Raw genomic sequence first — 15,407 nt, 5'->3', positions numbered from 1 at the left:
GTAGCGACCGGCCCTCTCGCTCCGGGTGCCGGTCCGCGCGCCCCGCCGGGGGCCGTCGAACCAGGGCTTCCGTCGAGCTGATCGCGCCCGGCGACGAGAGGTCACATCGGCAGCCGCGAGCCCGTCAGCCGCCGGATCTCGGACACCAGGATCTCCCGCTCGCTCGTCCACGTGTTCTCGCGCCCGAAACGTTCGGCATTGCGCCGGTAGGTCGAACGGTGCGTCCGCTCGAGCACCGTGCTCACCGCAGCGGCGAGCTGCTCCGGGTCGAAGGGGTCATAGAGCTCTCCGCAGCGCGCCGTCTCGACGATCCGGCGCAGCTCGGGCAGATCGGAGGCGACGAAGGGGATGCCGGCTCCCGTGTACTCGAACACCTTGTTGGGCAGGGCGTACCGGTTGTTGCGGGACACGGGCTGGTACGGGATGAGCCCGACGTCTGCTGCGGCCGTGTACGCGGGCAGCTCCCCCGGTTCGACGGCGGGGAGCCAGTGCACCCGGTCGGTGACCCCCAGATCCGCGGCGAGCTGCTGCAGCTCCCCGAGCATCCGTCCCTTGCCGATGAACACCAGATGCGCTCCGTCCGGGAGATTCCGAGCCGCTCGCACGCAGACGTCGAGGCCCCGCCCCGCCATCAGTCCGCCCTGGTACAGCACCACCTGGGAGCTCTGGGGGATTCCTGCCAAGGACCGAAGGTTCAGGGGATTGGCTCGGACGTCGGCCGGGACGGCGGGCGCACAGTTCCGCAGCACCGTGCCGCGCACGCCGTAGCGCTTCTCGTACTCGTCCCGGATGGTCTCGTTGACGACGACCACGGAGTCCGCGCGCCGCATGTATGTCCTCTCGACCGGCCACAGCAGGCGCCGCTCGTAGGGACGCAGCGTCGTGCTCTCGAGATACAGCTCGTGGCAGTCGTGCAGGTGCGGCACGCCGAGCCTCTTCGCCGCGATGCTCGCGCCGACCAGTCCTGGCAGATCGGAGCTGACGACCAGATCGGGCTCGTGCGCTGCGATCCGTTCGGGGGAGAGCCGCCAGAACTCCACGAGCCGATTGACGAGGTGGACCTGCTTCAGCTGATCCCGGATCTGCAGGTCGCGCCGGTTCCGCGTGGTGCGTGCGAGCTTCGTGAGTCTCTTGTCGGCCTTCTCCCACGTCTGCTCAAATCGCTGGCGCGCGTCCCGCACCGCGGGGGCGGTCCAACCTCGGTGGACGAGCGCCGCGCCGGGTGCATCCCGCGTCATCCACTCCGGGACGTCCTTGACCGGTTGCCGGGACCGGGCGGCGCGGTCCCGCTTCTCCTGATCCCACTTCGCCTGGCGCTCGTTCTTCTGTCTGGTCATCCGCGCCTGGTAGCGGACGGCGAGCGAGCGGACCTCGACGAAGTCCGCAGACAGGTTCGGGTGGTCGATGCCCTGGAAGAAGTCGTCACGGGGCGTCGTGTTCACGACGGTCACGTGTGCTCCCAGCTCGAGGAGCGTCAGGATGTTGCGGCGGATCCGCCCGGCGATCTGGGGCTTCATGGCGACCACGACCACGCGGAAAGGCTTGTCAGCAGTGGTCGGCTTCGACGGTGCGGTCATGTCGAGCCGCGGTGTCGCGGGATCCGGGGGGATGAGGGCGGCGCGTTGTCCGCCCTCCGATGACGAGGAGTCCGTGCGGGATGCCTCGCGGGACGCGGCGTGGACGCGCTGGGTGGGGACCGTCTGGGCTCCCGTCTCGCGGGCGCGCCGTTCGAGCTCCGCGCCGAGCGCGCGGTCTGCGGGTCCTCGGTACCCGAGCTGTCGGTACACGCGGTAGTACTCGGAGACGTTCGCATCCCAGGTGCGATGGGCACGCACCCAGCGAGCGGCACGCACCCCGAGGTCACGCCGCTTCAGCGGGTTCTTCACGAGCTCCACGAGCTTGCGTCCGAGGTCGCGGTGGTACCCGGCGCGGAACGTCTCGGCGACCCCGGACTCGTCCGCGATCTCCTGCAGGGCATCGACATCCGAGAGGACGACCGCACGACCGGTGGCGAAGGCCTCGAAGGGCTTGAGGGGGGTGACGAGTTCCGTGACCGCGGACTTCTTCCGAGGGACGACGAAGATGTCGATCAGTCCGTAGTAGCGGACGATGTCCTCGTGCGGGACCGCACCGGTGAAGATAACGTTCGCGATGCCGGCCTTCTCGACTCTCTGCTTCAGCACCGGCAGATGGCTTCCGTCGCCTACCAGGAGCAAGTGGAGGGGCTCGGTGACTCGTCCCGATGCCATGTGGAAGGCATCGATGAGGGTGTCGATGCCCTCGTATTCGACCATCGAAGAGATGTACCCGATCGTCACGGCAGCCTCGGGCAGGCCGAGGTGTGCCGCGAGATCGCGGTCCTGGTCCTGCATGGGGAAGTCGTCGGCGCTCACGGCGTTGGGGACGATCGAGAGCTGATCGCTCGCGGCGCCGCCGGATTCCAGAATGTGGTCACGCATCACCCCCGCGAGCGTGAAGTTGTGGTCCGTGAGCGTGCGGGCGATCTCTTCGGCGTGCCGGCGCAGGGTGTAGGCGGTGGGGTGACCGTAGGTGGCGAAGATGCTCTGCGCGTCGCGCTGCCAGTGCTGAGCGGTGATCACCCGGCTGAGGTAGGACTCCTCCCAGAACCCCCGTGTCTCGTACACGGTCGGGATTCCGTAGGCGGAGCCCACGGCGTGCACGATGAGCGCGTTGTAGAAGTCGGAGTGGGCGTGCACGATGCTCGGCCGGAGCTCCCGGACGAGAGCGGCGAACTCGGCGATGTTGGTCCGGAGCCACTCGTCGACGAGGCCGTCACCCCGCGCGGGACCGGGCAACAGGTAGTAGTCGATACCCTGGTGCGTGTAGCGGGTGGTGTTCTTGACCTCGCCCTCGGTGATCCCGGACTGGCCCACGATGGCCACCGGCAGTCCTCGGTCCGCCTGCGCTCGCGCGGTGTAGTGCGTGCGCAGCGTGTACCCCGACTGGGTCTCGGGGAGAACCTTGCCGACCAGATGCAGAACGGGACCGCCCGGGTCGTGGGCCGGGGACCGCGGCAGGTCCACCCTCACGGACGTCGGATTCCTGAAGACGGCGATCTCGTGCTCGAGCTTCACGACAGCGCTGCGATCGCTGGCCAGGCGTGACTTCTCCGCGATCTTTCGCAGCACCAGGACGGCCTGATCCCAGTATCCCGAGGCCCGGTAGAAGCGATAGAGCTTCCGCAGCGTGCCCAGGTCCAGGCGCTTGAGCAGGTCGTAGCGCATGATCAGGGGCGCGATCTCAAGGAGCTGGTCGTGTTCGAGGTAGTGGTCCAAGAGGTTCGCGGCCTGCTGGATGGTGAGGAACGAGCGGGGGTGCCGTCCGAGCTGGATCGCGGACTCCGTGCTGAGATGCCAGGCGACCTGCGCTACCTGATCGATGCGGGCGAGGTCGGCCTCCACTGGCTCGAGGAAGCCCTCCGGCACCCGGCGACGGAGGATGCTAGTCGTCCTCTGCAGCGTCTTCAGCTCGTCCTCGATCGCCGCCAGTTGCCCCTCGCGCACCCGCCGATTCAGCACGGTGATGCTCTTGCGCATCCCGGCGAGATCCGCCTGCAGTGCCGCGATCTCCGCCGCTTGCGTGCGGTCGGCTTCCGCGATCTCCGCCGTCTGTATGCGGTCGGCTTCAGTGCGTTCCGCCGCCTCGCGAGCGCGTTCTGACACCCGCCGCTCGAGAGTGCTCATGCGGGTCGCCGCCGCAGCATTCGCCCGGGCGAACCGGTCGGCGACGCGGAGCGCGGCGACCGCGAGAACAGCCACGAGAGCGACGCCGACGATGGCGGTGACCCCGGCCACGAGCCACGACCGGGTCACCGCCGTCACCACGAGAAGCAGGAGGACGACGACCATCGCTCCCCCGCCGAGAATCACTGCTGTCCGCATCGTTGCGCGCATCGGTGCATCCCTTCCTTGTCCCTGCTGCGGCCCGAGCCCGTCGCCCGGTACGGTGAGAGGAGTGATCAGCCCGCGAAGTCCGCCGGCCGGTCTCCTCCGCTGAACTTCCACCTGATGGCGTCGATCGTCCGCTCTGCGGCACGCCCGTCACCGTACGGGTTCACGGCGTTCGCCATCCCGGCATACGCCTCCTGCGAGTCCAGGAGCAGCGAGACCTCGTCCACCAGGCGCTGGCGGTGGGTGCCGATGAGCTTCACGGTGCCGGCGACGACCGCCTCGGGGCGCTCCGTGTTCTCCCGCATCACCAGCACCGGCTTGCCGAGGCTGGGCGCCTCCTCCTGCACGCCGCCGGAGTCCGTCAGGACGATGTCCGCCAGGCTGAGGGCGCGCGTGAACTCGGCATAGGCGAGCGGCTCGATGAGGATGACGTTGCCGAGTCCCTCCACGGCCGGCTCGATCGACGCGCGGACCTTGGGGTTCTTGTGGATGGGGAACACCACCGTGAGATCCGGGTGCTTCCGGGCGAGATCGGCGACGGCGGCGCCGATGCCCTCCATCGCAGTGCCCAGGTTCTCGCGGCGATGCGCCGTTACGAGCAGCACCCGGCCGGCCTCACCGGCGTCCATCGCTCGCTGGAGCTCCTCGAGCCGGGGGTCCTCGAAGGTCACCTCGAGATGATTCGTCGCTAACAGGAGCGTGTCGATCACGCTGTTGCCGGTGACGACGATGTCGTTCTCGCTGACGTCCTCCCGGGTCAGGTTCGCCTTGCTGGTCACCGTCGGAGCGAGATGCAGAGTCGCGATCTGGCTGGTGAGCTTGCGGTTCGCCTCCTCGGGGAACGGCGAGTTGATGTCACCGGATCGCAAGCCCGCCTCGAGGTGGATGACCGGCACCTGCCGGTTGAAGGAGGCCACGGCCGCTCCCATCACGGTCGAGGTATCGCCCTGGACGATCACCGCGTCCGGCTGCTCGCTCTCCAGAAGTCCGTCCACGCCGGTGATGACCTTGGCGATGATCCCGTTCAACGTCTGGCCTGCGCTCATGATGTCGAGATCGTGTTCGGGAACGATCTGGAAGATGGTATTGACCTGGTCGAGCATCTCCCGATGCTGACCGGTCACCGCGACGATGCTCTCGAGTCCGGGATTCTTCTCGATCGCCTTGATGATCGGGGCGACTTTGATGGCCTCGGGCCGGGTGCCGTAGATCGTCATGATGCGCAGAGTCAAAGCGTTCTCCTCGATGTGCTGGTGGTCATATCAGTCCCGCTCATCGACGGATGAGACCCCAGGGAAGGGTTTCTTCGGGGATTGCGAGTTTCGATCGTAGACCCTGGTGAAGGGATCGGGCTCCAGCTCAGGGGCATCTCGCCTACCGCCGCGAGCCTTTTCGTCGGTCCGCTCGGACGGAAGGGTGAGCTGCGCGGCCTGGCGCTGCTCCTCCCCCTCCTGCACGGCGTCGCGGAGGAGTCCCGCGGCTTTCTCGTCCTGGCCTTGGGCGAGGTTGTGGGCGAACCAGCGATACCTGCGTGCGACTTCCACCGCGTCCCCGTCGAGAACCACCTGCCCGCGCTCCATCCAGATGGCGCGCGAGCACATGTTCTCGATGGTCTGGGCAGCGTGGTTAACCAAGAAGACCGTGCCGGCCTTCTCCAGCATCTCGTCCATTGCTCGACGCGAACGCTCTGCGAACGTGGCATCACCGGTCGAGAGCGCCTCGTCGATCATGAGGATGGACGGGTCCGCCGCGAGGGAGATCGCGAACTTGAGCCGCGCCCCCATGCCGGAGGAATACGTGCGCATCGGCAGATCGATGGCGTCGCCGAGAGCGGAGAGCTCGACCACGTCGTCGAAGATCTCCTCGGCGCGCTCCGGCGTGAGCCCCATGGCCAGGGCACCCAGTTTCACGTTCTCAGCCCCGGTGAGGTCCGGCAGGAGCGCGGCGCCCACACCGAGGAGCATCGGCTTCGCGGACGTCATGACGAGCCCGGAGCTCGGCGGCTCGAGCCCCGCCAGGGTCCGCAGCAGGGTCGACTTCCCGGACCCGTTGCGGCCGATGATCCCGATGAACTCGCCGGACCTCGCCGTGAACGAGACGCCTCTCAAGGCCGACACGGAGACCATCTGCTTCCTGCGGAGCTTCCCGAAAAGGTCCTTCCGCGGCCCGCGGTCCGTGCGCAGCACCTTGTACCGCACCCGGAGATTGTGGGCGACGACGGTCAGCGGTGACTCGTCCGGGGCGACCCAGCGCTCGCTCTCAGTTCTGCTCTCCGCCATAGGTCTCCTCCCCTCGCCAGAAGAAGACGAACCCGAAGACCGACAGGCCGAGCGCCCATGCCCCGAGGATTAGCCAGTGCTCCGGGGGCGGCACGATGCCATCCATGAGCACCTGACGGTAGAGGACGAGCATGTGGTAGATCGGATTCACCTGAATCAACATCATGGCCACGGGATGGTCGAGAAAACGCTCGATCGGGAAGATGACGCCGGATCCGTACATCAGCAGGCGTCCCGCGAATGACATCAGCTGCGTCAGATCCGGGAACAGGAAACCGACGCGCGCCATGACGAAGGAGATGCCGAGGTTCAGGAAGAGCTGCATGAGGTATATGACCGGTACCAGCAGCCACGTGAGCTCCGGGAACTCGTGCGGCGGGATAAGGATGATCATGATCAGGATGATCGCGACGGTGTACACCATCTGCAACGCGTCCCGGATCTCCGCCGAGATTGGAAGGGCCGCGCGGGGAAAGGCGAACGCCCTGATCATGGCTTTGCCGGAGTGGAGGTTGCCCGGCCCTTGGCTGATCGCCCGCATCGTCGAGCGGAACATCAGCACCCCGATGATGATGAATGCGGCGAAGTTCGCCATGCCCCGATCGACCTGCAAGATCAGAGCGAAGATCACGTAGTACATCGCGGCGTCGAGGATCGGACGCAGCACCAGCCATAGACTCCCCAGCCGGTTGCGGCTGTTCTGCGTCGCCACCCGGTGCCGGGCGTCCATCCAGATGAAGTGACGCCGCTCCCACAGCTGCCCCACGTAGGCAGAAAGAGCGGGACGGATGCCGATCGGCTGCAGGCCTGCCGGCTGGAGCCCTCGGCTCTCGAGTGCCCGGCGGACCTGCAGCGCGGACTCCGGGCTCTGTGTCATCGAGTCCTCCTCTCTTCGTTCCTCGCTATCGCTGCGGTGTATGCCGCCGAGTACCGGTGGACGAGACTCGGCCACGTCCGCTCGGCCGCCACGCGCCGGCCGGACTCGATCAGGGTTGCTGCCGTGTCCGGCTCGTCATGAAGCCGGATGATCGCCCTGGCGAGGGCCACGTGGTCGTCCGGCGGCACCACTATGCCGCATGGCGTGCCATCCTTCCCCGTCACGGTCTCCCGAAGAGCAGGAAGATCGGAGATGATCACAGGTCGGGCCAGGGCGAGGGCCTCGATTGGCTTCTGCGGTGTCACGAACCGTGCCACGTCGACGTCGCGCCGGGGGACGGTGACCACATCAAGCGCCTGCACCCAGTGCGGCGCGCTCTCCCGGGCGACGCGACCCGGCATCAGGACCCGGTCTGAGATGCCCAGCGAGTGCGCGAGGTCGGAGAGGGCGGGAGCCGCGGAGCCGTCCCCAGCGATCACGATTCGCAGACGATCGCGCACTCCTGCCGGTGCCTCGTCGCCGTGAATGATCCGGGCGGCCGCGCGGATCACCAGATCCAGACCTTCGTAGTCGACGAGCGCGCTCACCGTGCCGACCAGGAACGCCTCCGGTTCCGCGATGCCGACCAGTCGGCGCGCCCGAAGAGGGTTGAGGTGATCGGTGAGCAGCCCGGGGGCCACACCGTTGGGCACCAGGGTGATCGTGTCGTGCTGCACGCCGCGCCCCTCGAGCTCCGTCGCCATGCCGCGACTCAGGGTGACCACACCGTCCGCCTGGATCGCCAGCTCCCCTTCGAGCGCGGAGATCATCCGCGCCTTCTCGGAATGTGCGGCCTCGTCGCGGGAGCGTTCGGAGCGATGGGAGGCGATCCACGTCTTCTCCATCAGACCGCGCACCTCGAGGATCCATGGCAGGCTTCTCAGCCGTGCGACGGTTCTGCCCACCAGGGCGTTGCGGTAGTCGGTCGTCGTGTGGATGACGTGCGGCCGGAACTCGTCCACGATCCGCAGCGCTTCCTCGACCTGCTGGGAGAGCCGCGCCTCCGGGGTCACGCCGAGCCACGCGGGCAGGGACCGGCGATAGCAGATCCCGTCGACGACATCGCACCCAGCCGCCCAGACCTTTCCGACCATCACCGGGTATCCCGTGCGCGTGAGGGCGACCGACGTGGTCCCTGCGTCGCGCAGAGCACAGAGGATCCGATGCGTGCGCAGCGAGTATCCCGACTGCGTGTGCGGCAGGGAATTGGTGATCAGATGAAGCACGCGCAGGGATTCCCCCGGGGCCACCTCGGGAGGACGGCTCAGCGCTCGCCGAGCCTCCGGAACCCGAAGGACATGCCCCGGGCGCAGCAGGTCCAACTCGCTGCGTAGGCGCCGGGCGTACCGGCTGCCTCCGAGGTGCGCCTCCTGAAGGATCGCGATCGCCCCGCTGAGATCGCCACGAGACCACGCCGACCGGGCACGGGTCCTCGAGGGAGCCGCGTCGCTGACCAGGTCGTCCCGCCCGAGGAGGATCGCCACCTCCCCGCCGAGCCGAGACATCCGCCCGGCAGCACTCCGGTGCTCGAGCATCGCTTCGGCGCGCGCGGGACGTCCGGACATCACTGCTCCGAGGGCGCTCACGCCCGGCAGCACCCCAGGCAGGGCTTGCAGTGCCCGCCCCGTCAAAATCCGGACCGTCAATGGAAGGCGTCGGCTGATCTGGATGACGAGCAGCGCCGGGTCGTCGAGCGCGTGCTGGGCGATGGACTGACCGATGAGCACGACGTTCCGGCCCGCGTCGGCTCCGCGTCGTCGAAAGATCCCGAGCTGTCTCAGGCCGAGAGGGGCGGACACCGGTCAGCCGACTCGATCCCAGAGGCTACTGCGCTTCTGCTCGAGTCCGTCCACGTGATCGGGGATGGCGTCGAGTGCGTACGCATGGTGCAGGACGGTCTCGTGACCACGATGTCCCTCGCCGGCGTGCACGGCCTCCTCGAGCTCCGCCATCTTGGCCGGGTCGAAGTACCTCTTCCAGTACGAGCGCTCATGGAGGATGTGCTCCATGTAGCCGGGCGCCGTCTCCCAGCTCCGGTTCGCCTTGGCCTTGTTGATCGTGGTCGACTCCTCGAGAGTTGACTTGTAGTACGGGATCTCCTCCCAGTTCGGGATCAGCGCCCCGGCCAGCCTGCGTTGCATGAGGCGGTCCACGCGCTGTTCGGGAGTGAGATCCATGCTCGCGCGCACGAAGACCGGGTTGAGCAGGAGGATGAAGTACGCCGCGCCCATCTGGTTGTTGATCCAACGGCGGAACTTGGACGTCATCTGGAATACGTTTAGTGCGGTCGCATCCGTGTGCCCCATGTCGAGGGTGAACTGCTTGCGCCGCTGCAGGAAGGTCTCCGTATTGGGCCGGGACTCCTCGGTGTTGTACCGACCCGGGAAGTACGTGAACAGCTTGTCGACCGGATGGTCCAGCTTCCTCACGGCCTGGAGCGCCGCTTCGGTCGCATAGTAGATGCCGTGCATGACCTCACCGTTCGCACCGCCGATCGTCAGGCGTCCGCGGGTGAGCGGCTTGCGCACGGGGCCCTTCAGATTTCCGGTGGCGAAGTCGCCGTCCCACATGAGCATCGCCGTCTCGACCCTGTCCTCCATCGAGAACCGCGCGTAGTGCCTCGTGTTCGGCTCGTTGATCGTGTAGGTGATCCCCCGATCCTCGAGGGGGCGCTCGGACTCGAGCGCGTCCATCAGCTGCTGAGCGATATGGACCTCGCCCGGCAGGGTGCCGTTGGTGATGACGCGGGCAGGTCTCCCACCGGCGATCCACGCGGCCGCGGTCACCCGTGAGTCCTGGCCGCCGGAGAGGTGCACGACGGGGGTCTCGACGGCGATCGCGCCGCAGTTCGAGGTGGACAGGCGCATCGACTCGGCAACTGCCGGGATGTCCGGTTCGGCCTCGCGGTATCCGTACCATTCCTCGAAGGACGAGTAACGGTGAAGGTTCACCCGTCCGTCGGCGGTGACCGTGATCACCTCGGATCCATCCAACCGCGTGACCTGCTCGATGGGAGAGTTGTTCTCCGGCCAGAACCCGACCTGTGCCTGGACGTCACACCCGTACTCATCGACCGTGAGCGGTTCCGAGCTGAACATCGCGACCATGGCGATCTGGTTTCCGACCGCGACGAAATCGTCATTGCGGACGTAGTAGCTGCGACCGAAGCCGAAGAGGTCGTTCCAAGCCTCGAGCGAACCGTCCTCCCGCAGCTGGATCCCGAAGTACCCGGGATGCACGGACCGGCGGCCGGAGTCGTCGCGCAGGGTGCGCAGGGCCCAGTGGACCCATTCCTCCTCCGACACCTCCTCGGTGTAGGAGACCGGAGGCTGTGAGAGCGCGACGACGTCACCGCCGGATTCGATCCACGTCGGGGCCTTCCAGATGCCGTCGGCGGCCCGGGCGTTGAAGACCGCTCTGTCGTCGGTCACCACGCTGGTCCCGTTCGTCGTGTCGTAAGCCTCGCCGCCCCTCCGGAGTGCTTCCGCCCAGATCGTCGGCAGGAGCCGGCGGCCCCTGTCGGACACCGCTGCGACGCAGAAGTTGATGTTCACGGAAGATCAAGGCCTTTCGCAGGACGGACGACGCTCGATGCGCCACGGCACCGTTCAGGTTCACGGGACAGTCTGCACGACCGGGACGACGGGCGTTCTCCGGAGGCGCGGCGGCCAGGGCCTCTCAGTGCTCGATCGCTCCCGCGATCCTCTCCCGCAGCTCGATGAACTCCGGAGTGCGTCGCATCTCCTCGCCGAGCATGTGCCCGGCGTCGGCTGAGAGCCTGACGTCCTGGTCGAGCACCACGCGGCCGGGCCGGGCGCTCATCACCAGCACCCGATCGCCGAGGAACACGGCCTCGTCGACGTCATGGGTGATGAATAACACTGTGCGGCGCTCGGCGCGCTGCAGCGCCAACAGGTCGGCCTGCAGGCGGCCCCGGGTGATGGCGTCCAGCGCTCCGAAGGGCTCGTCCATGAGGATCACGTCGGTCTCGTTGGCCAGCACGCGGGCGATCTGGGTGCGCTGCTGCATGCCGCCGGAGAGTTCGTACGGTTTCGCGTCGCCGGAATCGCCGAGGCCCACCAGTTCGAGGTACTCCTGGGCCTTCTCGGTGCGCTGCTTCTTGCCCACCTTTCGCATACGCATCCCCAGGGCGACGTTCTCACGCACCGTGAACCACGGGTACAGGTTCGGCTGCTGGAAGACGACACCCCGCGCTGCGGCCGGACCGGTGATCTGCTTCCCGCGGTAGTGCGCGGCCCCACCGGTCGGCTCGAGGAATCCGGCGAGGATCTTCAGAAGCGTGGTCTTCCCGCAGCCGGAGGGGCCCACCACGCAGACGAACGCGCCCTCGGGGATCGTTAGATCGGTCTCGGCGAGGGCGTGGACGACGTCTCCGGAGTCGGTGACGTAGCGCTGCGAGACGCCATCGAGCGAGACGACGGCGCTCTGCGCGGCTCTGTCGGTCGCGTTCTGGGTCGCGGTCATGTTGAGGCCTCCTCGATCGCCTCGGAGTAGGGCATCTCCTGGTAGTCACCGTCCTCGGCGAGCGCGTCGATCTCCTGCTGCCCTTCTAGGAACTCGGCGGTGCTGCGGAAGTCGTCTGCGAGCCCGCCGCCGAAGTAGTCGGGGCCGGCCTGCTCCTCCAGGGTGGGGAAGATGTACCCCTCCAGGAGCTGCTCGGCGTCCTCGGGCGGAATGTCCAACTGCACCGCGATCGAGGTCGCGGCCGTCTCCGGCTCCTCGGTCAGCAGCCGGGCGCCCTCGCCCTGCACGAGTGTCCACATCCGCATGAACTCGGGGTTCTCGGTGACGAACGAGCCGGTGCCCGCGACCATGTCGTACGTCGGGGCGCCCATCTCGGCGCTGTCCTCGCTGGAGAGGATCGCGTGACCGTCCTCGAGGAGCTCCGCCTGGGTGGGCTGCCAGATCCAGGCGGCGTCGATCTCGTCGCGCTGCCAGGCGGCCAGGATCGCATCAGGCGCGAGATTTATGACCCTCACCGCGTCGCCGAGGCCAGCCTCGTCCAGGGCCGTGAGCAGCGAGTAGTGGGCCGTGGATCCGAACGGCACCGCTATCGTCTTGCCCTCGAGGTCGCCGAGCTCCTCCACGGCCGGGTCCATGGCGACCAGGGATTCGGCCTGGCCGATGACGTCGCTGATCCAGATCGCCTTGATGTCCTTGGACAGCGGCGGGGAGGCAGCTTTCACGGCGGGGCTGGAGCCGACCTGGGCGATGTCCAGGGAGTCGGAGCCGAACGCCTGAATGACGTCACCGCCCGAGTTCATCTTGACCCAGGAGATGTCTGCCTCGGGCATACAGGCCTCCAGCAGCTCGAGGTCCTTGATCACCAGGTCCCCGTTGGGGATCGCCTGCCACGCGATGCGGGCGGAGGTGGTGATGCTCGGATCCGGCTCGACAGGACAGCCGGTCTCGCCCTCGAAGTTGTCGGGGTGGCTGGTGCGGCCCGACTGCACGCAGCCGCTCAGTGCCAGCACGAGACCAAGCGAGGCCGCAGCGATCCGCAGCGGAGTGCCCGGGCGGCGATGGCCCGGCGACGGGCGACCGGAGGCGGAAGTCGTGGTGATCATCGGTCAGACCTTTCCCTGCCAGGGCACCAGGCGGTCGCCGATCCAGCGGATGCAGCCGTCCAGCGCGACCGCGACGAGACCGATGACGATGATGCAGGCGATCGTGAGCGACGTGTTCAGCTGCGTACCCGAGATGTAGGCGAGGCCCCCGATCCCGGGGATGCCGTTGTTGAGCTCTGCGGCCACCACGGTGGTCCAGGCGAACCCGACCGCGAGCCGCACGCCGGAGAAGATGGAGGCGGTAGCGGCCGGCAGCACGACGAAGCGCGCTATCTCCGGCGGCCCGGCGCCCATGCTGCGGGCCGCGGAGATGTAGTCCTCGCGCACGCCGCGGACCCCGTCGATGGTGGCGATGACGATCGGCGGGAAGGCGGCCAGGAACAGCAGCAGGAACTTCGAGAGATCGCCGATGCCGACCCAGACGATGATCAGGCCGATGTAGCCCAGCGGGGGGAGCGCCCGCAGGAAGTTCAGGTAGGGAGCGAGTGCCGTGTCCGCCGGCTCCCACATGCTCATGAGGAAGCCGAGGGCGATCCCGGCGACCGCAGCGAGGGCGACGCCCACACCGATGCGCTGGAGGGAGGCGAGCAGGTGCTCCCACAGGTAGTAGTTCTGCACCCCGCACACCGTCCGGCCGGAGGCCTCGTCGACCACGAGGCACCGGTTGGCATTGATGAAGGAGCCGAGCACCGACTGCGGGCTGGGCAGGTACAAGGGATCGATGAGTTTCAGTGCGGTGATCAGCCACCAGATCGCCAGCACGGCGACCAGGACCCCGGCCTGCAGCAAGCGGTTGCGCCGGATGCGCCGGGACCTGCCGCGGCGCGCGGCCTTGACGACCTGCTGGGAGCTGGCATCGTCCGCGTCGGATCCGGGTGCAGCGGACGCCGGGACGGTTCCTGCCGCGCTGTCTCCGTCACTCATACGTCGTCGCCGCTCCATCCCGTCTGCCACATATCGCCGGTGCGCTGCTGGGACAGTACCGCATCGCCGCAGGCGGAAACGGCCCCGCGCCGGACTATGCCCCGACTGGGCGCCTGTGCGGCACACGACAGGGAATATGGTTCCTGATTGTTACGTCAGCGTTCATTCGCGAGGCGCGGCGGCGCCGACGGCAAAGCCCACGGAAACGATAGCCTCCGACCCCACGACGATCATTCGCGCCCCGCTCCCCGACCCACAGCGTCCGCAGCGGGACGACGGCAAGGAGTTCTCCCCGTGTCAGCGCTGTTCGGCCTGTCCCTCATCGGTGCCTTCTGTCTGATCGGGATGGCAGTACGGCGGTGGGTCCCCGCCTTCCGCAGCAATCTCGTGCCGGCGTTCGTGATCGCCGGGTTCCTCGGTGCGATCGCCATGAACCTCGGCCTCTCCGGGATGTTCGACGGCGTGGACAGCGCCATGTTCGCCACGCTCACCGCCGAGCTGTTCACCCTCTCCTTCATCTCCATCGGGCTCACGCCCCCGCCCTCGGGCTCGGGAGGTGGCGGGCAGACGCAAAAGGTGCTGCTGCGTGGCGCGTGGGCGATGGGCCTGACGTGGACCCTGGTGTTCGCCGTGCAGGCGCTGCTCGGGGTCGCGATCGTCGCGACCACCGGGCGCTTCGGCGGGATGGACGCCATGTACGGCTTCATGGTGCCCTTCGCCTTCGCCCAAGGGCCCGGCCAGGCCGTCACGTTCGCGGGAATCTTCGAACAGCAGGGCTGGGACAACGCCGTGGACGTCGGGCTGGCGTTCGCCTCGGTCGGGTTTGCCGCCGCCTTCCTGGTGGGTGTGCCCCTGGCCAAGTGGGGCATGAACCGGGGCCTGGCCACTCACTCGATGGGCATCTCCGACTCCGTCGGCAAAGGGTACTTCCGGGACAAGGAGGAGACCGAGCCGATGGGCTCCGAGACGACGTTCTCCGGCAGCATCGACACCCTCACCTTCCACTTCGCCATGATGGGCGTCGCCTACATCCTCGCCCATGGCCTGTCATGGCTCTTCGCGTTCATCCCCGGCTTCTTCGGCGACACCATCAGCGGGATGATGTTCATGAACGGGCTGCTGGCCGCCTACTTCCTGCGCTGGGCGCTGCGCCGGCTGAGGGTCGAGCACCTGATGGACCGCCGGCTCCAGGCCAAGATCACCGGCTTCTCCACCGACTTCGTCGTGGTCGCCTCCTTCATGGCCGTCCAGGCCGCGGTCGTCGCCGCCTGGATCGTGCCGATCCTGGTCACCGTGGCGCTGGTCATCGCTGCCACCGTGGTGATGGTCTTCCTGATCGGCCAGCGCTACGGCAGCGACCACGACTTCGAGCGCACCATGGGCATGTACGGCACCCTGACCGGCACCACCCCCACGGGCCTCGCCCTGGTGCGGATCCTCGATCCACGCATGCGCACCACCACCATGGCCGAGATGGGCCTGATGAACCTTCCCGAGATGCTGTACATCCCCGCGATGCTCACGATCTCCGCGGCCTTCGCCGGCGAGCTGGGCCTCCCCGCGGCGCTGGGCATCATGGCGGCTCTGACTCTCGGCTACTTCCTGATCATGCTCCTCACGCGCTCCTTCGGCGCCCGCACCTGGAGCCTGCGCGGCACTGCCCAGGGAGCCGCTCCCGACACTGACCAGGACGCGGCCTCGGTCACCGGCGCCTGATCTCCCTCCTCCGCGCGGCACGCCCCGCCGTGGCACGATCGCCAGCACAGAACCGCTCGAGAGAAGGACCCAC

General features: G+C 67.7%; 10 protein-coding genes. 1 reads left to right on the top strand and 9 read right to left on the bottom strand.

What is annotated here, in order from left to right; all coding sequences use genetic code 11:
- Nucleotides 1–101 precede the first annotated feature (101 nt).
- The 9 genes from AC5020_RS00910 to AC5020_RS00870 form a co-directional block, all read right to left on the bottom strand.
- The gene (locus AC5020_RS00910) at nucleotides 102–3,914 is read right to left on the bottom strand and encodes a glycosyltransferase (protein WP_464986840.1); all 3,813 of its coding nucleotides are present in this window, start codon (nucleotides 3,912–3,914) and stop codon (nucleotides 102–104) included.
- 65 nt (nucleotides 3,915–3,979) lie between these two features.
- Nucleotides 3,980–5,143 (bottom strand): non-hydrolyzing UDP-N-acetylglucosamine 2-epimerase, encoded by a 1,164-nt coding sequence (gene wecB, locus AC5020_RS00905; RefSeq protein WP_464986839.1) that lies wholly within the window; start codon nucleotides 5,141–5,143, stop codon nucleotides 3,980–3,982.
- Between the two features lie 30 nt (nucleotides 5,144–5,173).
- A complete protein-coding gene (locus tag AC5020_RS00900; RefSeq protein ID WP_464986838.1) occupies nucleotides 5,174–6,190 on the bottom strand; it encodes an ABC transporter ATP-binding protein in 1,017 nt (338 codons plus the stop codon).
- Nucleotides 6,171–7,067 carry an ABC transporter permease gene (locus AC5020_RS00895; RefSeq protein WP_464986837.1) on the bottom strand — a complete coding sequence of 299 codons (897 nt, stop codon included), beginning with the start codon at nucleotides 7,065–7,067 and terminating at the stop codon, nucleotides 6,171–6,173. The genes AC5020_RS00900 and AC5020_RS00895 overlap by 20 nt, the downstream gene beginning before the upstream one ends.
- Complete coding sequence (locus AC5020_RS00890; protein ID WP_464986836.1) at nucleotides 7,064–8,671, bottom strand: glycosyltransferase family 4 protein; 1,608 nt, start codon at nucleotides 8,669–8,671, stop codon at nucleotides 7,064–7,066. Before AC5020_RS00890 ends, AC5020_RS00895 begins: the two co-directional genes overlap by 4 nt.
- Nucleotides 8,672–8,908: 237 nt before the next feature.
- Nucleotides 8,909–10,537: an adenine nucleotide alpha hydrolase family protein gene (locus tag AC5020_RS00885; RefSeq protein WP_464986835.1), complete on the bottom strand. Its 1,629-nt coding sequence runs from the start codon at nucleotides 10,535–10,537 to the stop codon at nucleotides 8,909–8,911.
- A 247-nt stretch (nucleotides 10,538–10,784) separates the two neighbouring features.
- On the bottom strand, nucleotides 10,785–11,591 hold the full coding sequence (locus tag AC5020_RS00880) for an ABC transporter ATP-binding protein (protein ID WP_464986834.1): 807 nt from the start codon (nucleotides 11,589–11,591) through the stop codon (nucleotides 10,785–10,787).
- Entirely contained in the window at nucleotides 11,588–12,694 is a 1,107-nt protein-coding gene (locus AC5020_RS00875) for a taurine ABC transporter substrate-binding protein (protein ID WP_464986833.1), read from the bottom strand. Before AC5020_RS00875 ends, AC5020_RS00880 begins: the two co-directional genes overlap by 4 nt.
- Nucleotides 12,695–12,697: 3 nt before the next feature.
- The gene (locus AC5020_RS00870) at nucleotides 12,698–13,618 is read right to left on the bottom strand and encodes an ABC transporter permease (RefSeq protein ID WP_464986832.1); all 921 of its coding nucleotides are present in this window, start codon (nucleotides 13,616–13,618) and stop codon (nucleotides 12,698–12,700) included.
- A 294-nt stretch (nucleotides 13,619–13,912) separates the two neighbouring features.
- On the opposite strand from AC5020_RS00870, the gene AC5020_RS00865 reads away from it, so the two are divergent.
- The gene (locus AC5020_RS00865) at nucleotides 13,913–15,334 is read left to right on the top strand and encodes a sodium/glutamate symporter (RefSeq protein ID WP_464986831.1); all 1,422 of its coding nucleotides are present in this window, start codon (nucleotides 13,913–13,915) and stop codon (nucleotides 15,332–15,334) included.
- The last annotated feature ends 73 nt before the right edge of the window (nucleotides 15,335–15,407 follow it).

The sequence above is a fragment of the Brachybacterium sp. SYSU DS0246 genome (assembly GCF_059391765.1).
The sequence above is the reverse complement of the archived record's forward strand: the minus strand, read 5'-3'. Positions and strand labels throughout refer to the sequence as shown.

Bases quoted from the DNA above. Each gene is read 5' to 3' on its own strand.
- AC5020_RS00910 (WP_464986840.1), bottom strand. From the start codon at position 3,914: ATGCGCGCAACGATGCGGACAGCAGTGATTCTCGGCGGGGGAGCGATG.
- AC5020_RS00900 (WP_464986838.1), bottom strand. From the start codon at position 6,190: ATGGCGGAGAGCAGAACTGAGAGCGAGCGCTGGGTCGCCCCGGACGAG.
- AC5020_RS00895 (WP_464986837.1), bottom strand. From the start codon at position 7,067: ATGACACAGAGCCCGGAGTCCGCGCTGCAGGTCCGCCGGGCACTCGAG.
- AC5020_RS00890 (WP_464986836.1), bottom strand. From the start codon at position 8,671: ATGTCCGGACGTCCCGCGCGCGCCGAAGCGATGCTCGAGCACCGGAGT.
- AC5020_RS00880 (WP_464986834.1), bottom strand. From the start codon at position 11,591: ATGACCGCGACCCAGAACGCGACCGACAGAGCCGCGCAGAGCGCCGTC.
- AC5020_RS00875 (WP_464986833.1), bottom strand. From the start codon at position 12,694: ATGATCACCACGACTTCCGCCTCCGGTCGCCCGTCGCCGGGCCATCGC.
- AC5020_RS00870 (WP_464986832.1), bottom strand. From the start codon at position 13,618: ATGAGTGACGGAGACAGCGCGGCAGGAACCGTCCCGGCGTCCGCTGCA.